Annotated in this window: 18 protein-coding genes; 8 read left to right on the top strand and 10 right to left on the bottom strand. The window is 70.3% G+C overall.

The genetic code is table 11. The annotated features are described in order from the left end of the window. Positions 1-3 precede the first annotated feature (3 nt). Positions 4-4,329, top strand: a complete 4,326-nt coding sequence (locus ABEA30_RS01575) for an NPCBM/NEW2 domain-containing protein (RefSeq protein WP_345577962.1) — start codon at positions 4-6, stop codon at positions 4,327-4,329. A gap of 629 nt (positions 4,330-4,958) precedes the next feature. Here the strand turns inward: ABEA30_RS01575 and ABEA30_RS01570 are convergent. The 4 genes from ABEA30_RS01570 to phoU all read right to left on the bottom strand — a co-directional run bounded on the left by ABEA30_RS01570 (position 4,959) and on the right by phoU (position 8,160). Continuing rightward, entirely contained in the window at positions 4,959-5,699 is a 741-nt protein-coding gene (locus tag ABEA30_RS01570; protein WP_345577960.1) for an SDR family NAD(P)-dependent oxidoreductase, read from the bottom strand. 45 nt (positions 5,700-5,744) lie between these two features. Continuing rightward, a complete protein-coding gene (locus ABEA30_RS15895) occupies positions 5,745-6,575 on the bottom strand; it encodes a thermonuclease family protein (RefSeq protein ID WP_386086080.1) in 831 nt (276 codons plus the stop codon). 32 nt (positions 6,576-6,607) lie between these two features. Continuing rightward, a complete protein-coding gene (locus ABEA30_RS01560; RefSeq protein WP_345577958.1) occupies positions 6,608-7,357 on the bottom strand; it encodes a phosphoglyceromutase in 750 nt (249 codons plus the stop codon). 137 nt (positions 7,358-7,494) lie between these two features. Beyond that, positions 7,495-8,160, bottom strand: a complete 666-nt coding sequence (gene phoU, locus ABEA30_RS01555) for a phosphate signaling complex protein PhoU (protein ID WP_345577956.1) — start codon at positions 8,158-8,160, stop codon at positions 7,495-7,497. Between the two features lie 206 nt (positions 8,161-8,366). Between phoU and ABEA30_RS01550 the strand changes: the two genes are divergently transcribed. Together ABEA30_RS01550 and ABEA30_RS01545 are read left to right on the top strand one after the other, a co-directional pair. Beyond that, positions 8,367-9,542, top strand: a complete 1,176-nt coding sequence (locus ABEA30_RS01550; protein WP_345577954.1) for a sensor histidine kinase — start codon at positions 8,367-8,369, stop codon at positions 9,540-9,542. Next, the gene (locus tag ABEA30_RS01545) at positions 9,539-10,216 is read left to right on the top strand and encodes a response regulator transcription factor (RefSeq protein ID WP_345577952.1); all 678 of its coding nucleotides are present in this window, start codon (positions 9,539-9,541) and stop codon (positions 10,214-10,216) included. The genes ABEA30_RS01550 and ABEA30_RS01545 overlap by 4 nt, the downstream gene beginning before the upstream one ends. Positions 10,217-10,648: 432 nt before the next feature. Here the strand turns inward: ABEA30_RS01545 and ABEA30_RS01540 are convergent, their stop codons facing one another. Then, positions 10,649-11,140 carry a hypothetical protein gene (locus ABEA30_RS01540; protein WP_345577950.1) on the bottom strand — a complete coding sequence of 164 codons (492 nt, stop codon included), beginning with the start codon at positions 11,138-11,140 and terminating at the stop codon, positions 10,649-10,651. Between the two features lie 158 nt (positions 11,141-11,298). On the opposite strand from ABEA30_RS01540, the gene ABEA30_RS01535 reads away from it, so the two are divergent. From ABEA30_RS01535 to ABEA30_RS01520, 4 genes are read left to right on the top strand one after another with little or no spacing between them, the layout of a single operon-like run. Further along, positions 11,299-11,784 carry a CarD family transcriptional regulator gene (locus ABEA30_RS01535; protein ID WP_345577948.1) on the top strand — a complete coding sequence of 162 codons (486 nt, stop codon included), beginning with the start codon at positions 11,299-11,301 and terminating at the stop codon, positions 11,782-11,784. 16 nt (positions 11,785-11,800) lie between these two features. Beyond that, positions 11,801-12,502 carry a 2-C-methyl-D-erythritol 4-phosphate cytidylyltransferase gene (gene ispD / locus ABEA30_RS01530; RefSeq protein WP_345577945.1) on the top strand — a complete coding sequence of 234 codons (702 nt, stop codon included), beginning with the start codon at positions 11,801-11,803 and terminating at the stop codon, positions 12,500-12,502. Further along, positions 12,502-12,963 (top strand): 2-C-methyl-D-erythritol 2,4-cyclodiphosphate synthase, encoded by a 462-nt coding sequence (ispF, locus tag ABEA30_RS01525; RefSeq protein ID WP_345577943.1) that lies wholly within the window; start codon positions 12,502-12,504, stop codon positions 12,961-12,963. Before ispD ends, ispF begins: the two co-directional genes overlap by 1 nt. 51 nt (positions 12,964-13,014) lie before the next feature. Continuing rightward, positions 13,015-13,593 carry a hypothetical protein gene (locus ABEA30_RS01520; protein ID WP_345577940.1) on the top strand — a complete coding sequence of 193 codons (579 nt, stop codon included), beginning with the start codon at positions 13,015-13,017 and terminating at the stop codon, positions 13,591-13,593. Positions 13,594-13,668: 75 nt separating this feature from the next. On the opposite strand, the gene ABEA30_RS01515 is transcribed toward ABEA30_RS01520, so the two are convergent. Beyond that, positions 13,669-15,105, bottom strand: coding sequence for a glycine hydroxymethyltransferase (locus ABEA30_RS01515; RefSeq protein ID WP_345577937.1), 1,437 nt, complete (start codon positions 15,103-15,105; stop codon positions 13,669-13,671). An 85-nt stretch (positions 15,106-15,190) separates the two neighbouring features. On the opposite strand from ABEA30_RS01515, the gene ABEA30_RS01510 reads away from it, so the two are divergent. Next, the gene (locus tag ABEA30_RS01510; protein WP_345577935.1) at positions 15,191-16,339 is read left to right on the top strand and encodes a hypothetical protein; all 1,149 of its coding nucleotides are present in this window, start codon (positions 15,191-15,193) and stop codon (positions 16,337-16,339) included. Here ABEA30_RS01510 and rlmB read toward each other — a convergent pair. From rlmB to ABEA30_RS01490, 4 genes are all read right to left on the bottom strand, one after another. Beyond that, positions 16,314-17,273 (bottom strand): 23S rRNA (guanosine(2251)-2'-O)-methyltransferase RlmB, encoded by a 960-nt coding sequence (gene rlmB / locus ABEA30_RS01505; protein ID WP_345577932.1) that lies wholly within the window; start codon positions 17,271-17,273, stop codon positions 16,314-16,316. The two genes, ABEA30_RS01510 and rlmB, sit on opposite strands and share 26 nt — an antisense overlap. A gap of 182 nt (positions 17,274-17,455) precedes the next feature. Beyond that, complete coding sequence (gene cysS / locus ABEA30_RS01500; RefSeq protein ID WP_345577929.1) at positions 17,456-18,895, bottom strand: cysteine--tRNA ligase; 1,440 nt, start codon at positions 18,893-18,895, stop codon at positions 17,456-17,458. A 67-nt stretch (positions 18,896-18,962) separates the two neighbouring features. Then, complete coding sequence (locus tag ABEA30_RS01495) at positions 18,963-19,757, bottom strand: hypothetical protein (RefSeq protein ID WP_345577926.1); 795 nt, start codon at positions 19,755-19,757, stop codon at positions 18,963-18,965. A gap of 32 nt (positions 19,758-19,789) precedes the next feature. Continuing rightward, complete coding sequence (locus ABEA30_RS01490; protein ID WP_345577923.1) at positions 19,790-20,491, bottom strand: ABC transporter ATP-binding protein; 702 nt, start codon at positions 20,489-20,491, stop codon at positions 19,790-19,792. Positions 20,492-20,536 lie beyond the last annotated feature (45 nt).

Below are 20,536 nucleotides of genomic sequence, written 5' to 3'. Positions count from 1 at the left end.
TCCATGCGCAGCACGAAACACCTGTTGGCGACCAGCTTGCTCGTCCCAGCACTCATCGCCACCGCCGGCCTCGTCACCACCCCCGCCACTGCGGTCGAGGTGGGGACGCAGCCGTACGGCAGCACTCCCGTCACGCCCAAGCCCGCCACCCCCGAGGTGCCGCTGACCGGCACGGCCACGACGCTGGGCCGCATCACGGCCGTCGCCTCGTCGGGCAACCAGGCCACGCTCACCGCCGAGCGCGGCAAGGTGCGTATCTCGTTCCTCGATGGCGAGACGTTCCGCGTCGAGGCCACCCGCGGCGAGTTCCTCGACCCGGCGAACACCCCGCAGGGCGACGCCACCCAGAGCGCCAACATCATCGTGGGCCTGTCCGAGTTCCCGGGCGCCACGGCGTCGGTGACCGACGGCGCCACCGTCGTGATCAAGGCCGCCGGAGGGGTCAGCATCGAGGTCGTGAAGGCCACCGGCGTCATGACCGCGAAGCGTGCCGACGGCAGCGTGATCTGGCAGGAGGCCTCGCCGCTGGAGTTCCGCGCGGCCAACACCGCGCAGCGGCTCGTGGTCGACGCCGACGAGCAGTTCTTGGGCGGCGGCATGCAGAACGGCCGCTCGATCCACACAGGGTCGGTCATCAACGTGGCCCGCAACTTCGACTGGGACGACCACGGCTACCCCAACTCGGTCCCGTTCTACCTCAGCTCCGCCGGCTACGGCGTGCTGCGCAACACCTTCGCGCGCGGCACCTACGACTTCGTCAACGGCACCACCGCGCACGAGGAGACCCGCTTCGACGCGTACTACTTCGCCGGCGACTACAAGGAGGCCCTGGACGGCTACACCAAGCTGACCGGCCGGCCGCACCTCCCACCGGTGTATGCGCTGGAGTACGGCGACGCCGACTGCTACAACCGCAGCAGCTCCACCTACAACGGCGACCGCACGCCCGGGAAGCTGACCACGCCGGACGCCATCGAGATCGCCAAGGACTTCGTCGAGAACGACATGCCCGGCGGCTGGATGCTCGTCAACGACGGCTACGGCTGTGAATACGTCGACCTGCCGGAGACGGTGCAGGCCATCGAGGACCAGACCGGCCTGAAGACCGGCCTGTGGACCCAGCGGTCGCTGACCAACCAGCCCTACGAGGTGGGCGAGGCCGGCATCCGGCTGCGCAAGCTCGACGTCGCCTGGGTGGGCTCCGGCTACCGCATGGCCCTGACTGCCTGCGAGTCGGCCAACAAGGGCATCGAGGACAACTCGGAGGCGCGCGGCACGGCGCTCATGGTCGAGGGCTGGGCCGGCGCCCAGCGCTGCGGCATGACCTGGACCGGCGACCACTCCGGCAACCTCGACGCGGTGCGCTGGCAGGTCTCCGCACTGACCGGCTCCGGCAACTCCGGCCAGCCGTTCGCCACCGGTGACGTCGACGGCATCTTCGGCGGCAGCGCCGAGAGCTACGTGCGTGACCTGCAGTGGAAGGCGTTCGCGCCCGCGCTGTACTCGATGTCGGGCTGGTCCCACACCGACAAGCGCCCCTGGCTGTACGGCGCCGAGGCCACCGAGATCAACCGCTCCTACCTGCAACTGCGTCAGCAGCTGATGCCCTACATCTACTCGCTGTCGCAGGAGGCGCACGCCACCGGCACCCCGGTGATGCGGCACATGGCCATCGAGTTCCCCGAGGACCTCGGCTCCTACTCCGACGAGGCCAACAACCAGTTCATGCTGGGCTCCGACTACCTCGTGGCACCGGTGTTCACGGCAGCCCGCTCGCGCAGCGGCATCTACCTGCCCGCGGGCGAGACGTGGGTCGACTACTGGACCGGACGCCTGTACCCGGGCGGCCAGGTGCTGAACAACCACCCGGCACCGCTGGACAGGCTGCCCGTGTTCGTCCGGGCCGGCGCGGTCGTGCCGCACGGCATCGTCGCGCGCAACTCCAACCTCACCCCGGAGAACGCCGAGCTGACCGTGCAGGTCTACCCCAGCGGGTCGTCGAGCTACACGCTCTACGAGGACGACAAGGTCACCCGCGCCTACCGGGACGGTGCGCGCAGCCTGCAGACGCTGTCGGTTGCCGCCCCCGCCTCGGGCCCCGGCGACGTGACCGTCACCATCGGCCAGCGCCAGGGCGAGTACGCCGGCAAGGCGGCCGCGCGGCCGTACCGCGTCGTGGCCCACACCGCCAGCAAGCCCAGCTCGGTCACCGTCGGCGGCGCCGCCGTCGCCGAGGCCGCCTCCGCAGCCGCGCTCGAGTCGGCCGCGACGGGCTGGTTCTACGACGCCGCTGCCGGCGCCGTGACGGTCAAGGCCGGCACGCTGGCGTCCACGGCCACCACCGTGGTGAAGCTCGTGGGCACCTCCGCCGTCGGCGGCGAGGCCCCGGACGCGACGATGGCGCAGCTCGCGCTGAGCCTCCCGGCCGTCACCGGACGCGGCACCGACACCACCGTGACCGCGACCTTCACCAACACCGCAGCGGTCCAGAAGACCGGCGTGGCGGTGTCGCTGGCCCTGCCCTCCGGCTGGACCCTGGTGTCCACCGGCGCCGCACCCGGCACCGTCGCGGGCGGCGCGTCCGCGTCGCAGACCTTCGTCATCCGGGCCGGCCAGGACGCGGCGCCGGGCGTCACGCAGCTCTCGGGCACGGCCACCTACCGTGACTCGGCCGGCAACGAGAACACCGCCGTCGCCTCCGCGGCCACCGAGCTGACCTACGGCTCGCTGGCAGACGCGTTCAACCACGTGTCGATCACCACGCTGGCCAACGCCTCGCTGGGCAACTTCGACGGCGGCGGCGCCTCGTTCGCGGCCGAACAGCTGGAGTCGCGGGGCATCGAGCCGGGCGGCGAGGTCACCGTCGACACGGGCGACGTCCCGGTGACCTACGGCTGGGCCCCGGTGCCCGACGAGCCGAACTCGGTCGTCGTCGGCGGCCAGACCGTCACGCTCAACGGCAAGGGCACGCACCTGGCCATCCTCGGCTCAGCGGCCACGGCGGCGGGCGTCACGGGCCAGTTCAGGATCAACTACACCGACGGCACCAGCTCCACCGGCAGCGCGGGCTTCCCGAACTGGCTCTACCAGTCCCAGCACGGCATGCTCGGCTCCACCGTCGGCATCGAGACCAAGGGCCGCAACAACGCCACGGGCAACTACGAGTACGGCGACTACAGCTACCAGATCTACCAGAACTTCGTGCCGGTGAACCCGGCCAAGACCGTCCAGTCGGTGACGCTGCCGCCGTCGTCCACGTTGAAGCTGTTCGCGTGGGAGCTGGTGACCAAGGCGCTGCCCGCCGCGCCCACCGAGACGGTGTGGGCGTCGGACTGGGAGTGGGTCTCGGCCTCCAACGGCTACGGCACGATCGGCCGCGACATGGTCAACATCGACCCGGGCCAGACCACGTCCGGGCCGCTGCGCAGCCACTACGTCGACGCCGAGGGCGCCAAGGTCGTCTACGAGAAGGGCCTGGGCGTGCACGCCAACGGCGCCATCCTCTACTACCTGGGCGGCGAGTGCACGCGCTTCACCGCCGAGGTGGGACACGAGGACGGCTACTACGGCCCGGTGGTGTTCACCGTGGAATCCGACGGTGCGGAGGTGTTCCGCTCCCGCAGCTTCGTGGAGGCGTTCACCGAGCCCGACGTCGTCGACCTCGACGTGACCGGAGTCGACTTCATCCAGCTCGGCATCCAGGGCGTCTCCGGCATCGGTGCGGCGCACGGCATCTGGGGCGACGCGCAGTTCACCTGTGGTGAGGCGTCGCCGTCGCCGTCGCCGAGTCCTTCGGTGTCGCCGAGCCCGTCGAAGTCGCCGAGTGCCAAGCCGACGGTGTCGCCGAGCGCCAAGCCGACGGTGTCGCCGAGCGCGAAGCCGACGACGACGCCGGCGAAGCCGGGGTTCGTGCGGACGGCGCCGTACACGTTGGCCGGTACGCACAACCTCAATGGTCGGCAGTGGATGACCACGTGTGAGGCGTATTCGCAGACGGAGCGCTGCCGCACTGAGATCTGGGCGACGGTGGTCAAGGTCGAGAACGGTCAGTTCGTCCGCGAGAGCGGGTGGGCGTTCAACAACCTGACGTATCTGCCGTTCATGACGCGTGAGGCGTGGAAGGGCAACCCGCTGGGTGCCGCTGGTGAGTTCACGTCGGGTGGTCGTCAGTGGCGCACCGAGTGTGACACGGCGGCCACGGGCCGGGGCGCGTGCCGGAGCTACACGTTGACGACGGTGTACGCGGCCACGCCGAAGGCGGCTGGTGGGTACGCGTTCAGCCAGGCGAATGACTGGGTGTTCAACAACATCGTGATGTTTGCTTCCTGAGCTTGGCGCCCTTCGACCGCTCGTAGGACTCGCGGCTCAGGAAACGTGGTTCCCTGAGTCGGGCGCCCGGCGCCCGGTCGAAGGGCCCTGGGCGTTGGCGCGGGGTTGTGTGTCAGCTCGCTGGTCCTTCGACCGCTCGTAGGACTCGCGGCTCAGGAGACGTTCCCTGAGTCGGGCGCCCGGCGCCCGGTCGAAGGGCGCTGGGCGTTGTGTCAGGGTTGTGTGTCAGCTCGCCGGTCCTTCGACCGCTCGTAGGACTCGCGGCTCAGGGAACGTTCCCTGAGCCGGGCGCCCAGCGCCCGGTCGAAGTGCGCTGGGCCTATCAGCGGCGTTGCATGCGAGCTCGCCGGTCCTTCGACCGCTCGTAGGACTCGCGGCTCAGGAAACGGCGTTCCCTGAGCCGGGCGCCCGGCGCCCGGTCGAAGGGCGCTGGGCGTTGTGTCAGGGTTGTGTGTCAGCTCGCCGGTCCTTCGACCGCTCGTAGGACTCGCGGCTCAGGAAACGGCGTTCCCTGAGCCGGGCGCCCGGCGCCCGGTCGATGGGCGCTGGGCGTTGTGTCAGGGTTGTGTGTCAGCTCGCCGGTCCTTCGACCGCTCGTAGGACTCGCGGCTCAGGAGACTTCGTCCGGCTCAGGAAACGGCGGTGCGGTGCACCTTGTGCATCGCGGCCTGGGCCCGGGGGCGGATCGCCAGCCGGTCGATGTTCACGTGCTTGGGGCGGGTCGCCATGAAGACGATGGCGTCCGCCACGTCCTCCGCCAGCAGCGGCTCGGCGACACCGGCGTAGACCTTGTCGGCCCGCTCGCGATCACCGTCGAAGCGGGTGAGGGCGAACTCGTCCGTGCGCACCATGCCCGGTGCGATCTCGGTGATCCGCACCGGCTGGTCGAACAGTTCCAGCCGCAATGACTCGACGACGGCGCGCTCGCCGGCCTTCGCCGCGCAGTACCCGGCACCGCCCTCGTAGCCCGCGTCCGCGGCCATCGAGGTGACGAACACGACGACGCCCTCGGCCGCGATCAGCGCCGGGAGCAGCGCCTTGGTCACCCGCGCGGTGCCCACGGTGTTCGTCGCGATCATCGCTGCCCACTTGTCGAGGTCCGCCTCGGCCACGGGCTCCTGGCCCAGCGCCCCTCCGGCGTTGTTGACCAGCACGTCGAGCCGGTCGCCGACTGCCTCCGCCAAGCGGGCCACGTCGGCGTCGGAGGTGATGTCGCACACGACGGCGGCGCCACCGATCTCGTCGGCCAGCGTGGCGATGCGCTCAGCGCGACGGGCGGCGCAGATCACGCGGTAGCCCGCGGCGGCGAGTTGGCGGGCGGTGGCGGCTCCGATGCCCGAGCTGGCACCGGTCACGAGGGCAGTCTTCATGCGGATCACTGTATCCCCGGCGCCGTCGTCGGCCCGGGGGAGGGGTCAGCGCTTGGCGGGCCGCCAGCCGGCGGCCTCCGCCTCCTCAGGGGTGCAGAACCACTGCTCGCCGTCGACGACGTCGATCTTGGTGCGGTCGTAGTATTCCTGGCCGGGCACGTGGTAGATCCGCTCGCCCTCCCGGTTGATGTTGCCCTTGATGACGCAGTCGCCCGCACCGCCGGGGGCAACGGGCGCCACCGGCGCGAGGGGCGCGACGGCGGCCTGCGTGTCCTCGGGCTGGGCCCCGCCGCACATCGAGCCCCAGAGGCCGAGCCCCTGCTGCTGGGCGTCGGCCTGCGCGGCGAGGTGGTCGTCGACGTACTTGTAGGGCGCGGCGTAGGTGTACTCGCGCCCGAGCCCGCGGGAGATGATCTCCTCAGCCACGTTGACGCCGTCGGCGGTGAAGACGTGCCGCAGCAGCCTGTCGTAGCGGTCCGTGTCGCCCTGGGTGGGATCGGACTCGAGGCGCACGTCGCGCGACTGGACCAGCGACTGCATGGCGCTGGCCGCCTCCTGGTAGCCGCAGTCGTCACGCTCGGGGGTGTCGATGCCGATGACGCGCACGCGGGTGCGCACGCCGTCGATCCGCACGTCGATGGTGTCGCCGTCGATGATTCCCGCCACACGCACCAGGCCCCCGACGGCGGCAGCAGCCGGGCCCTCCGTCGGGCTCTCGCTGGGGGTGGGGGCGGCGGTGGGGGTCGGTGTGGCGCTGGGGGCTGCGGTGGTGCTGGCGGCGCCCTCGATGGCGGGGGTGGGGTCGGCCGTGAGGGGCCCGGGGGCCGGGAAGCAGCCGGAGAGCAGCAGGCACAGCAGCGCAGGCCCCGCGATCACGCGGGGCCTGCGGGCTGTGTGCCTGGTGATGGTTACTTCTTGCCCTGGTTCTTGACGGCCTCGATGGACGCCTTCGCGGCCTCCGGGTCGAGGTAGCGGCCGCCCGGGGTGACCGGCTTGAAGTCCTCGTCGAGCTCGTAGTAGAGCGGGATGCCGGTGGGGATGTTCAGGCCGGCGATGTCCTCGTCGGAGATGCCGTCGAGGTGCTTGACCAGCGCGCGCAGCGAGTTGCCGTGCGCGGTGACCAGCACGGTCTTGCCCTCGGCGAGGTCGGGCACGATGTGTGCCTCCCAGTACGGCAGCAGGCGGGCGACGACGTCCTTGAGGCACTCGGTGCGGGGGCGGTCGGCCTCCGGGATGTCGGCGTAGCGCGGGTCGTGGTGCTGGCTGAACTCGTCGTCGACGTCGATCGGCGGCGGCGGGCTGTCGTAGCTGCGGCGCCACAGCATGAACTGCTCCTCGCCGAACTGCTCCAGCGTCTGCGCCTTGTTCTTGCCCTGCAGCGCGCCGTAGTGGCGCTCGTTGAGGCGCCAGTTGCGCTTGACGGGGATCCAGTGGCGGTCGCAGCCGTCGAGCGCGAGGTAGGCGGTGTGGATGGCGCGGCGCAGGAGGGACGTGTGGAGGATGTCCGGCAGGAGGCCCTCCTGCTTCAGCAGCTCGGCGGCCTTCTTGCCCTCCTCGATGCCCTTCTCATTGATGTCGACGTCCACCCAGCCGGTGAACAGGTTCTTGGCGTTCCATTCGCTCTCGCCGTGGCGGAGCAGGATCAGCTTGGCAGTCATGCGCCCAACATTACCGGCGACGACTCCCGCCCGCGCAGCCGCCCCGCCCGATGACCGCGGAGCGATACCCCCACGCTGCGACGCGAGAGCGCGGGCGCCGATGGGGCGCCCGCGCTCGCGGGAGGATGGGACGGGGGTCAGGCGTTGGGCCAGTCGACGCCCTCGGGCACCTCACCGGTGATGATGTAGATCACCCGGCGGCCCACGGCGACGGCGTGGTCCGAGAAGCGCTCGAAGTATCGGCCGAGGAGGGCCACGTCGACTGCGCCCTCGACGTCGATGTCCGAGCCCTCACGGAAGATCTCCGTGAAGTGGTCGCGCCGCAGCCCGTCCATCTTCGCGTCGATCGTGGCGAGGGTGCGTGCGCCCTGGGCGTCGCGCTCCAGCAGCGACAGGCGGGCCACGTCGATGACCTTCTCGGCGATCTCGGCCATCTCGCGGAAGTTCGGCTCGAACCGTTCCGGCACGGCGTGCGCCGGGTAGCGCAGGCGGGCGATCTTCGCGATGTGGGCGGCGAGGTCACCCATGCGGGCAAGCTCGAACACCACGCGGATGGCGGAGACGATGGTGCGCAGTTCGCCGGCGACGGGGGCCTGGAGCGCGAGGAGGCTGAGGCACTGGTACTCGAGCTCCTCGTGCATCTGGTCGAGCTGCGCATCGTTGGTGATCACGGCCTCCGCGCGACCGAGGTCAGCAGTCAGCAGCGCCTCGGATGCCTCGCGGATCGCGATCTCGACGAGGTCTGCCATATGAACGAGGTGGTCCAGGACCGAATTGAGTTCCTCATGGTAGCTGGTGCGCATAGTGCGGTGCTCCTTTGTCACGGTTGTCCAGAGTCTAGCTGGACGCCCTTCCCGCTCGAGGGTAGGCCACCCACCTACAGGGGCGTGACTGTCGGGTTAACGAGCGGTGAACTCACGATGAAGGGTTGGGGGCGAAGGGTCGACGACTACGGTCGGTGTTGAGTGATGGGTGAGCGGGCCGGGCCCGGACCCATAGGATGCTTGGTATGCATCCTGCGGTCGCCGGCCTCATTGGGGCCTGTCTGGCCTTGGTGGTCGTCGCGTTCGTGCTCGTCGTCCGCCGTGGCCTGGCCCGCCGTCGAATGCTCGAGGCCCAGGGCAACGCCGTTGCCAGCGCGGAGCTGCGCACCTCGATGGACCTGCTGCAGTCCGGCGCCATGCTGGTCGGCCCGCACGACGAGATCCTGCACGTCAACGAGCCGGGCATCGTGCTGAACCTGGCCCGCGGCAGCCGCGTCGGCTTCGCCACGCTGCTGGACAAGATCCGGGAGGTCCGCGCCAGCGGCACCCTCTACCGGGGCACCATCCGCCGAGAGATGCACCCCGGCGCCGAACCGCTCGAACTGGCCGCCCGGGTGGCGCCCATCGGCAACGAGGTGGTGCTGGTCATCGCCGACGACGAGTCGTCGCAGCGGCGGGTCGAGGCGGTGCGCCGCGACTTCGTCGCCAACATCTCCCACGAGCTGAAGACCCCCATCGGCGCGTTGAGCGTGCTCGCGGAGGCGGTCGAGGCCGCCAGCGACGACCCCGACGCGGTGCAGCGCTTCGCCGGCCGCCTGCAGCACGAGTCGTCGCGGCTGGCGGAGCTGGTCAACCAGATCATCGACCTGTCGCGCCTGCAGTCGGAGGACCCGATGCTGAGCCGCGAGATCGTCGACGTGCACGAGGTGGTCACAGAGGCCGTCAGCCGCTCCCGCGAACGCGCCGAGAATCGCGGCGTGAGCCTCATCGTGGCCCGCACCGCGCACACCTACGTGATCGGCGACCGCTGGCAGCTGGCAGACGCCGTCAGCAACCTGGTGCAGAACGCCATCAACTACTCCGACGAGAAGGCGCGGGTGACCCTCAGCATCCTGCAGGTGACCTCCGACAACGATCGCTACGTCGAGATCAAGGTCTCCGACAACGGCATCGGCATCAGCCAGGAGGAGCAGGAGCGCATCTTCGAACGCTTCTACCGGGTGGACTACGGACGTTCGCGTGACGCGGGCGGCACCGGCCTGGGCCTCAGCATCGTGCGGCACATCGCCTTGGCCCACGGTGGGTCGATCCGGGTATGGTCGCGCCCGGGGCAGGGATCGACGTTCACCCTGAGGCTGCCGGCCTATCTCGGCCCCGACCCACAAGAATCCGCGTTGGCGGAGGAGGAATGGAAATCGTGACCCGCATCCTGATCATCGAGGACGAGGACTCGTACCGCGACGCCACCAGCTTCATGTTGAGCAAGGAGGGCTTCGACGTCGTGACAGCGGCCGACGGCGCCGAAGGCTTGGCGGAGTACGACAAGAACGGCGCAGACCTCGTGCTGCTCGACCTGATGATGCCCGGCATCCCGGGCGTCGAGGTGTGCCGCCAACTGCGCGCCCGCGGCAACGTGGGGATCGTGATGGTCACCGCCCGCGACTCCGAGGTCGACAAGGTGGTGGGCCTCGAGCTCGGCGCCGACGACTACGTGACCAAGCCGTTCAGCCACCGCGAACTGGTGGCGCGCATCCGCGCCGTGCTGCGACGCGGGATGGACCAGGTGCTGCTGCCCGAGGTGGTCGAGGTCGGGGGCGTGCGCATCGACGTCGAGCGGCACCAGGTCACCGTCGACGGCGAGGACGTGAGGTTCGCGCTGCGCGAGTTCGAGTTGCTGGAGCTGCTGCTGCGCAACGCCGGGCGCGTGATGACGCGCGGTCAGCTGATCGACCGGATCTGGGGCAGCGACTACGTGGGCGACACGAAGACCCTGGACGTGCACATCAAGCGGCTGCGTTCGAAGATCGAGCGCGACCCGTCAGACCCGCAGCGCCTGATCACCGTTCGGGGCTTGGGTTACAAGTACGACGGGTGACTCCCGCCCCGGGGGCGGAGCTTGGGGACGGCGGCTGAGGTCGTCGGCGTCTGGCGCTGTGAGGTCTGGGTGCTGGATGGTCGGGCTGGGTGAGGGCAGCTACCGCGGCAGATGGGCGGTGGCCGGGGTTGTTCGGCGGCTGTGGCTCTGCTGCGGGATTTGTCGGCGTGGACGCCGAGGAATCCCGCAGCTTGTTTCAGGGCGTGGACGTGGTGGGGTCGAGCCGCCTGTCGACGGTGGGGTCAGGGCAGCTGTCGCGTTGCTGCCTTGCCCAGAGCGAGCACGGACAAGTCGAGGGTGCAGCCGCCAACCCGTGATCAGCGAGGGGTACTGTCCGCGCCGGGTTTCGACGCGCTCGCAGAGCTCGCGGCTCAACCAGCGTGAGGGGTTTCGACGCGCTCGCAGAGCTCGCGGCTCAACCAGCGCTGCGGCTCAGCCAGCGGCGGTGGAGAACGACTCCGCGAAGTCCTCGTGCTCGGCGCTCATCACGGGAGTGTGGACCGACAGCTGCGTGGCGCCGTCGAACGTCACGACGACCTCGGCCAGGCGGCCGGGAGTCAGCTCAGGGTTGGAGAACGACGTCTCGGAGCCGTCGAGGTACACGCTGGTGCCACGGGGGATCGACGCGGTGAAGCCAAGGTCGACGGGCTCGCCGTAGGTTTCGTAGCCCTCCTCGGCGGCGACGGTGATGCCCGTCACCTCTGCCGCGTCGTCGCGGGAGTGGAGGCCGCCGAGCAGGATCGCCTGGCCGGACTCGTCCGCCACGACGACGATGTTGCGCAGCTTGTAACCGTCCTGCTCGGTCTGCACCCCGGCGGCGGGCGGGGCATCGGAGACCCAGCCGGCGCGGGTGCAGGCGCTCATCGAAACGGCGAGAGCTGCGGCGGCGATGATGGCCGCGAAACGACGCACGGGCTTGCTCATGTGTCCTCCGGTCAGGGGCATGGTTGGGCACATACTAACCAGTCCAGCGGCCCCCGCGCGAAGTGTTCGCCGCCTTTCGGGACCCCGCGATCACGGGCGACGGCCCGGGGTGTATATACGCCTGCTAGAATTGAGGGTGGAAAGGTGGTCTTCAAGATATGACTTTTTCGATCGGTGAGACGGTCGTCTACCCAAACCATGGAACGGCCGTCATCGAGGACATCGAGAACCGGAAGATCAGGGGTGAGGACAAACTGTTCCTCGTCCTGCGCGTCCTCGGCCAGAACGACCTCGTGATTCGTGTCCCGTCCGACAACCTCGATCTCGTCGGCGTGCGCGACGTGGTCGACCAGGAAGGCCTTGAGCGCGTCTTCGACGTCCTCCGCGCCGAGCACACCGAAGAGCCGGCCAACTGGTCGCGCCGCTTCAAGGCGAACATGGAGAAGCTGCACTCCGGCAACGTGATCAAGGTCTCGGAGGTCGTGCGTGACCTCTGGCGCCGCGACCGGGACAAGGGCCTCTCCGCCGGTGAGAAGCGCATGCTGGCCAAGGCCCGAGCCATCCTGCTCGCTGAGCTCGCCCTCGCCGAAGACTGCGACGAGGAGAAGGCCGAGACGCTTCTCGACGAAGTGCTCGCTTCCTGACACTCGTTTCCCACACATGTCAACAACAACTCGGATACCGGTCGTCGCCGTCGTGGTGGCGGCCGGTATCGGTTCCCGGCTGGGTGCGCCCGTGCCGAAGGCCCTCGTCGAACTGGAGGGCGTCTCGCTTGCCCGCCGCGCCGTCGACGCCCTCGTCGACGGCGGGGTCAGCGCCATCGTCGTGACCATCCCGGCCGGTTTCGAGGTAGAGTTCGACCAACAACTCGACGGTGTGCCCGTCCCCGTCCTGTGCGTGCCGGGCGGCGCCTCCCGGCAGGAGTCCGTGGCCCGCGGCCTCGCCGCGCTCGAGGCGCCTGCGGACGCCGTCGTCCTCGTGCACGATGCCGCCCGCGCCCTCGTGCCGCCGGCCGTGGTGCGCTCCGTCGCCCAGGCCGTCGCCGGGGGAGCAGAGGCCGTCATCCCCGTGGTGCCCGTCGTCGACTCCGTGCGCCGCGTCGACGACGACACCTCCGTCGTCGTCAACCGCGCCAGGCTCCGCGCCGTCCAGACCCCGCAAGGCGCGCGCCTCGGTGCCCTGCGCGCGGCGCATGCCCAGGTGGCGCACGAGGCCGTCGAGGTCACGGACGACGCGACGGTGTGCGAATTCGCCGGCATGCACGTCTCGCTCGTCGCGGGCCACCGTGACGCCCTCAAGATCACCGAACCCACAGACCTCGTCCTGGCCGGGGCCATCCTCCACAGCCGGAAGGAGAGCTGATGCGCGTCGGCATCGGCACTGACGTGCACCGCCTCGAGGACGGCGTCCCCATGTGGGTCGCCGGCCTGCACTTCCCGGACGAGACGGCGGGCCTGGCGGGGCACTCCGACGGCGACGTCGCCGCCCACGCCGCCTGCGACGCGCTCTTCGGCGCGGCCGGTCTGGGCGACATGGGTTCCAACTACGGCACCTCCGAGCCCGAGTGGGCCGGCGCCAGCGGAGTCGCCTTCCTGACCGAGACGGCCCGCCGGGTGAGGGCCGCCGGCTTCGAGATCGGCAACGTGTCGGTGCAGATCATCGGCAACCGGCCACGCTTCGCGGCCCACCGGGAGCACGCACAGCGGGTCATGGCGGAGGCCCTCGGGGCCACGGTGACCGTGACCGCCACCACCACCGACGGGCTGGGGCTCACCGGCCGCGGCGAGGGTGTCGCCGCCGTGGCGGTCGCGCTGCTGCACTGAGCCGCGCCCCGGCTACCCTTGCTCAGGATCGTCCGCCGGAAGGAGCACGCCATGAGGCACTCACGCACGAAGTTCGGGGTCGCCATCGCGGCCCTCGCCATGCTGGCGCTGGGCGCGGCGTGCACGCCCTCGGCAGGACCCACCCCCGACCCCGACACGACGGCGGCCACCACCGAGCCGTCGGGCACCCAGTCCGAACCCTCCCAGCAGGAGTCGTCGCCGGCCACGGACCCCGCGTCGTCGGGCCCGGCGTCGTCAGACGCGACGGCGCTGGAGGAGGTCGCCCCCGTCACCATCGACGAGTCGCTGGTCCCCCAGAGCGTCGGTGAGTTCCAGCTCGAATACCTCGGCAACCCGGTCTACAGCCGCGGCTCTCTCGCCGACAACAACCTGCAGGCCGTCAGCGTGCTGGCCGAACGCAGCCCGTTCAGCCTCGACGACTACGCGGCGCAGATGGACGACTTCACCTGGGTGGAGGAGGGGCAAGCGCTGTGCGGTGCCCGCTTCGAGCTGCCCACCTGCCTCTTCGACAGCGCGGACCACGGCATCGTCACCGTCTCCAGCGACGACCCCAGCGTGCCCGTCGACGACGTCCAGGCCATCATGGCGGCCGTGCGCGAGGTCCTCTGAGCCGCCGCCACCCACCCCTGACAGCGCGAAACCCCGCAGGCCATCGGCCTGCGGGGTCTGCGTTTCAGCGAGCGATCAGATCTCGAACCCGGGGTACAGCGGGTGCAGGTTCAGCAGCCGCTCGGCCTCGGCCAGCGAGTTGCTGCGCGCGGCCTCGTCGAGCTCGAACTTGGCCTTGCTCGGCGCGCCGGCCGACGTGGTCGTCGGCTTGGTGGCCTTCAGCACGCCGGTGATCATGTCGGCGACGGCGTCCATGTCGGACGTGGTGAACCCGCGGGAGGTCAGCGCCGGGGTGCCGAGACGCACGCCGGAGGTGTACCAGGCGCCGTTGGGGTCGTTGGGCACGGAGTTGCGGTTGGTGACGATGCCGGCGTCGAGCAGCGCGGCCTCACCCTGACGGCCGGTCAGGCCGAAGCTGGTGGTGTCGAGCAACACGATGTGGTTGTCGGTGCCGTCGGTGACGAGCTTGGCGCCACGCTTCATCAGGCCCTCGGCCAGCGCCTTGGCGTTGTCGGCCACGGCCTGCGCGTAGGTGCGGAACTCGGCGGTGCGGGCCTCGGCGAGTGCCACGGCCTTGGCTGCCATGACGTGCGACAGCGGGCCACCGAGCACGAGCGGGCAGCCGCGGTCCACCGACGGGGCGTACTCCGCCGTCGCCATCACCATGCCGCCGCGCGGGCCGCGCAGCGACTTGTGCGTCGTGGTGGTCACGACGTCGGCGTAGGGCACCGGGTCCTCCTCACCCGTGAACACCTTGCCGGCCACGAGGCCCGCGAAGTGGGCCATGTCGACCATGAGGACGGCGCCCACCTCGTCGGCGATGTCGCGCATCTTCGCGAAGTTGATGCGGCGCGGGTAGGCGGAGTAGCCGGCCACGAGCACGAGCGGCTTGAACTCCTTGGCCTGGGCGCGGAGGGCCTCGTAGTCGAGGAGGCCGGTCTCCGGGTCCGTGCCGTAGGAGCGCTGGTGGAACATCTTGCCCGACACGTTGGGGCGGAAGCCGTGCGTCAGGTGGCCGCCGGCGTCGAGCGACATGCCCAGCAGGCGCTGCTCGCCGAAGCGGCGACGGAGGGTCTCCCAGTCGGCCTCGCTGAGCTCGGCGACACCCTTCGCGCCGAACTCCTCGAGGGCGGGCGACTCGATCTTGTGCGCGAGGATGGCCCAGTAGGCGGTGAGGTTGGCGTCGATGCCCGAGTGGGGCTGCACGTAGGCGTACTCGGCGCCGAACAGTTCGCGCGCGTGCTCCGCGGCGACGGCCTCGACGGTGTCGACGTTCTGGCAACCGGCGTAGAAGCGGTGACCGACGGTGCCCTCGGCGTACTTGTCGCTCATCCAGGTACCCATGGTGGCCAGTACCGGGAGGCTCGCGTAGTTTTCGGACGCGATGAGCTTCAGCGACGCGCGCTGATCGGTGAGCTCCTGGCGGGTCGCCTGTGCGATGCGGGGCTCCACCTCCTCGATCATGCCCAGCAGGGTTCGGTAGGCCGATGAGATCGACTCGAGATCGCTCACAGTTCTCCTTGGGGTCAGGGGTGTGTGGCCCACTCTAGACCTCCGTGCCGTGAACGGCCCATCCGTTACCCTTCACCCTGTGTCGGTGAACAGGCGTGGTGCTCTGGGCCTCCTTGCGCTCATGGGGCTCAGCGGCTGTTCGTTCGAACCCATCCGCTGGGTGGACGGGGCGCCGGAGGCGGTGGAGTCGGTGGACCCCGCCGTCGAGTTGCGGGCCGATTTCTTCGTCCAGACCAGCGACAACGGCGTCAAGTCCATCGAGGAGGGCCGCACCGTCGGGCAGCGAATCTCCACGCCCCACTTCGACGCCCGCCTCGAGCAGGTCTTCCTGGGGGCCGAGGTGGGCACCGGCACGGCCATGCAGGTGAGGCGCCGCACCCCGCTGCGCGCCCCTGAGGGCCACCAGATCCTCGCGTTCACGCTGGCCGCGGGGCTGCCGTCGTTCCAGCCGGATCCCGACGCCGACCTCGCCCACCGGCTCCGCGTCGGCGACGCCGGCATCGACCTGGGCCCGCCGTTCGTGCGCCACATGATCAACGACGACGGCGAGTACGACATCTCCTGGACGCTCATCATGCTGTGCGTGCCCGAGGGAGCCCCGGTGTTCCTCGACGCCACCGACCAGGAACGCACCGTCACGCTCGACCTGCTGACCGGCGAACCCGTCGACGACGACGCCTGGGCCGCGACGGCGGGTTTGCGGCAGCGACACATCATCGCCGTCGAACCGGAGCGGCAGATCTTCATGCACAACCTGGTCAGCCTGCCGGACCCGGCGCTGGCCATCGAGCAGGACGAGGCCCAGCTGGCCATCGCCCTGTCGCCCAACCCGACGTCGAGCATCCTCGCCCCGTGGCTGCCCGGCCGGGGCTGGGCCCAACCCGGCATGCAGTGGCTGCGGCTGCGGCTCACGTTCGAGCCCAGCCTGACCGACACCCGCTTCACCTACGCGTTCAGCGGGCCGGAGTCGTTCGCGCTGGAGGACAGCGCGGGCAGCAACCACAGCGTGTTGTCGCCGGAGCGGATCTCCGCGGCCGACATCGAGTTGTCGACGACGGTGGACCTGGTCTGGCAGTTGACGGAGCCGTTCACCGCCGCCACCATGCGGTTCCAGCCCAAGGGTGAGCTGAAGGCCCTCTACACCGGCGGCGTCGAGGTGCCGGCGCAGTTCACCGCGACGCCGTCACCGCTGCAGTTCGGCGTGCAGTTCACTGCCCGGGAACAGCCTCAGTGATGCCTGCGCGCTGCTGCGAGACCTCGTAGAGCGCCACGGACGCGGCCACCGAGGCGTTGAGCGACTCGACGCTGCTGGCGATCGGGATCGACACCAACTGGTCGCAGTGGTCACGCACCAGCCGGGCGAGGCCCTCGTCCTCGGAGCCCACGACGATGACCAGCGGCCCGTCGAGACCTGCGGCGCCGCTGACCGGGACGTCGCCCTCGCCGGCCAGGCCGAGGATCGTGAACCCGGTCTTCGACGCCTGCTCGAGCGTGCGGTTGAGGTTGGTCGCCATCGCGATCGGCAGCCGGGCCGCGGCGCCGGCGGAGGTCTTCCACGCGGCGGCCGTCATCGAGGCCGAGCGACGCGAGGGGATCACCACGCCCGTCGCGCCGAAGGCCGCGGCGGAACGGACGATCGCGCCCAGGTTGCGCGGGTCGGTGACGCCGTCGAGCGCCACGATGATGCCGTCGACCTCGAACGCGTCGGCGATGAGGTCCTGCGGGTCGGCGTACTCGTAGGCGGGCAACTGCAACGCCACGCCCTGGTGCACGAGCCCGCCGGTGACGCGGTCGAGTTCGGCCCGGGTGACCTGCAGCATCGGCAGGCCGTGGTCGGCGGCGAACTTGAGGATGTCGCGGAGGCGGTCGTCGCGCTCGGAACCCTCCGCCACGTAGGCCTGCTTGACCGGCATGCCTGCCATCAGCGCCTCGTAGACGGGGTTGCGGCCCACCACCCAGTCGGCGCCGGCGGGCTTCTGCCGGGCCGGCCTCGACGACTGGCGGCGCTGCGCGGCCTGCTTGGCCTTGTACGCCTTGTGGTAGACGCGGTCCTCGGCCTTGGGTGTGGGCCCGCGGCCCTCGAGGGAACGGCGGATGCGGCCGCCGGAACCGGCTGCCTTGTTCTTGCCCTTGCTGGTCGCGCCGCGGCGCGAGGAGTTGCCTGCCATGGGGTGATCCTTCTAGTCGTTCCCTGAGCCGGCCGCGCGTGGCTGGTCGAAGGGGCGGTGAGTGCTGTGGTCTGTGGGCTTGGGGCCCTTCGACCGGACGTGCTGCTCGTTCCTCGCAGACGCCCGGCTCAGGGAGCGAGACGCCCGGCTCAGGGAGCGAGGCACCCGGCTCAGGGAGCGAGTCATCCGAGGCTCCACTTGGGGCCGGAGGGCGTGTCCTCGATGGTGAGGCCCACGGTGCTCAGGGTGTCGCGGATGCTGTCGGCGGTGGCCCAGTCCTTGTCGGCGCGCGCCTTGGCCCGCTGCTCCAGCAGCGCACCCACCAGGCCGTCGACGACGGGGGTGAGGTCGGCGTCGGAGCCCTGGCTGGCCCATTCGTCGGCGTGCGGGTGGATGCCGAAGACGTTGAGCATCATGCTGACCGCGAAGTAGACGTCGACGACCTGCTCGGCGTCACCGGCCGCGAGCGCCTGGTTGCCGGCGCGGATGGCGTCGAACAGGGCCGCCACGGCGCCCGGGGTGCCCAGGTCGTCGTTCATGGCGTCGGTGAACGCCGCGTACTGCGGCAGGCGGTGTGCCCTGGCGGTGTCCCCGCCGTCGGAGGCGTGCTCGGCGGCCCGCTCGATGAATGAGTCGATGCGCTCGATGGCCTTCTCCGCCTCGGCGAGCGAGCCGCGGGTGCCCTCGTCGGCGGGGGAGAACTCGATGGTGGAGCGGTAGTGCGGCGCCAGCAGGAAGAAGCGCACCGCTCGGGGGTCATAGGCCTTCGTGACCTCGGAGACCAGGGCGGTGTTGCCCAGCGACTTGCTCATCTTCTCGCCGGCCATCGACACCCACGCGTTGTGCAGCCAGAAGCGGGCGAACCCGTGGCCGGCCGCCGCCGACTGCGCCAGCTCGTTCTCGTGGTGCGGGAACCGCAGGTCGATGCCGCCGCCGTGGATGTCGAAGGTGTCGCCCAGGTACTTGCCGGCCATGGCGGAGCACTCGATGTGCCAGCCCGGGCGGCCACGGCCCCACGGCGACGGCCAGCTCGCGGTGAGCGGCTCGTCGGGCTTGTGGCCCTTCCACAGCGCGAAGTCTCGGGGGTCGCGCTTGCCGCGCGGGTCGGCATCGGCGGCCGCCTCCATCTCGTCGACCTTCTGGCCGGAGAGTTCGCCGTACCGCGGCCAGCTCTTCACGTCGAAGTAGACGTCGCCGGAGCGGTCTGACGCGGGGTAGGCGTGCCCCTTCTCGATGAGGTCCTCGATGAGCTCGATCATCTCCGGGACGTGTCCGGTGGCGCGCGGCTCGTACGTGGGAGGCTTGCAGCCGAGCGAGGCGTAGGCCTCGTGCAGTTCCCGCTCGAAGCGGTAGGCGTGCGCCCACCACTCGACGCCCTCCTCAGCCGACTTGGTCAGGATCTTGTCGTCGATGTCGGTGACGTTGGCGACGACGGTGACGTCATGGCCCTCGTGCTCGAGCCAGCGGCGCAGGACGTCGAAGTTGACCTCCTTGCGGATGTGGCCCAGGTGGGGTGACGCCTGCACGGTCAGGCCGCAGTGGTAGATCGAGACCTTGCCGTCGACAAGGGGCACGAACTCGCGCACGGTTCGTGAGGCGGTGTCATACAGCTTCAGCGTCACAAGAGGGCAGTTTACCGGGGATGGCCCCCGCCGACGCGCAGTCGACGGGGGCCCGGTGCCAGCAGGGTCACTTGACCTCGGCGCGGAGGAAGCGCCACACGCCTGCGGCGAGGGGAACCAGCACCCACAGCGCGGTGGCGCAGGCCAGCTGCAGCCAGTGCTGGCCGGTCATGTCGGGCAGCGAGGTGAACATCGGTTCGGTGGCGGCGTTGAGGTCGAGCCAGGCGGCGCGGGACGCGAGCCACGGCACGAAGCCCACCACCGTGGTCCAGACCTGCGGCAGCACGAAGTAGAGCACCACCGCCGACGGGGTGTTGAGCAGGATCAGTCCGAAGGCGCTGGCCTGCAGCATCAGGAGCATCAGGTTCAACGCCGGGCCGGCGAGCACGCCCAGATCGAGGGCCCAGCCGTCCCAGGACTGACCCGCCAGCGCTCCGATGCCGGCGGCCGCGTAGGTGAAGACGCCGGACACCAGCATGATCGCCACGCCGGCCAGCAGCGACACCACCAGCTTGGCCGCGACGACCCTCCCGCGGCGCGGCTCGAGCGCGAAGGTGGTCAGCCCCGTGCGCTGCGACCATTCGGCGGTGGCCGTCAGGATGGCCACGACGGGAACGAGCAGGCCGAGGGGCAGGAACGAGAAGAAGAACACCGCGCTGACGGTGCGCTCGGGGAAGTAGGCCACGGACAGGGCGGCGGCCCCGATGCTGGCGAGCACGGCGATGACGAGCAGCCAGCGGCCGGCCCTGGTGTTGACGAGCTTGCGTGCCTCGACCAGCAGCAGGCGGCCGAAGCCGGTGGGGAGGATCGCGCGGGAGGGGGCGACGGTGGGCTGGGCGTTGACGAGTGTTTCGGTGGTCATGGGGATTGCTTTCTGCGTGCTGGGGCGGGTGGTCAGGCGGCGGTGATGGAGAAGAAGACGTCCTCGAGGCTGCGGGCGCCGGAGGCGGTGAACTCGGCCACCTCGCCGCGGGCGACGATGCGGCCCTCCGCGATCACGACGAGGTCGTCGGCGACCAGTTCCACCTCGTGCAACAGGTGCGAGCTCAGCAGCACCGTGCCGCCGTCGTCGGCGAAGCTGCGCAGCAGTTGGCGCATCCAGCGGATGCCGGAGGGGTCCAGGCCGTTGGCAGGCTCGTCGAGCATGAGGGCGGTGGGGGAGCCCAGCAGCGCGTTGGCGATGCCGAGGCGCTGCCGCATGCCCAGCGAGTACGCGCCCACCCGCTTGCGGGCGGCCTTGCGGTCCAGTTGGACGAGGTCGAGTACCTCGTCGACCCGCCGTCGCGGCACGCCCATCTGGAGCGCGCTGAGCGTCAGGGTCTCGCGCCCGGTGCGGCCCATGTGCTGCGCGCCGGCGTCGAGGAGGACGCCGATCTGCCTGCCGGGGTTGGGCAGGTCGCGGAACCGCTGGCCGTGCACGAGCGCGGAGCCCGACGTCGGCGCGGTCATGCCGCAGACCATGCGCATGGTGGTGGACTTGCCGGCGCCGTTGGCACCCAGGAAACCGGTGACGCGGCCCGGTGCTGCCCGGAAGGTGACGTCGTCGACGACGGTGGTGGGTCCGTAGTTCTTGGTGAGGTTCGACACTGTGATCATGGCTCCAGCCTCCCGCTGGGGCAGGCGTGCGCCCATCGGCCGGAG

Source organism: Tessaracoccus lubricantis (genome assembly GCF_039544535.1).
Lineage (GTDB): Bacteria > Actinomycetota > Actinomycetes > Propionibacteriales > Propionibacteriaceae > Arachnia > Arachnia lubricantis.
Note: the sequence above shows the minus strand (reverse complement) of the source record. Positions and strands in the feature narration are given on the sequence as shown.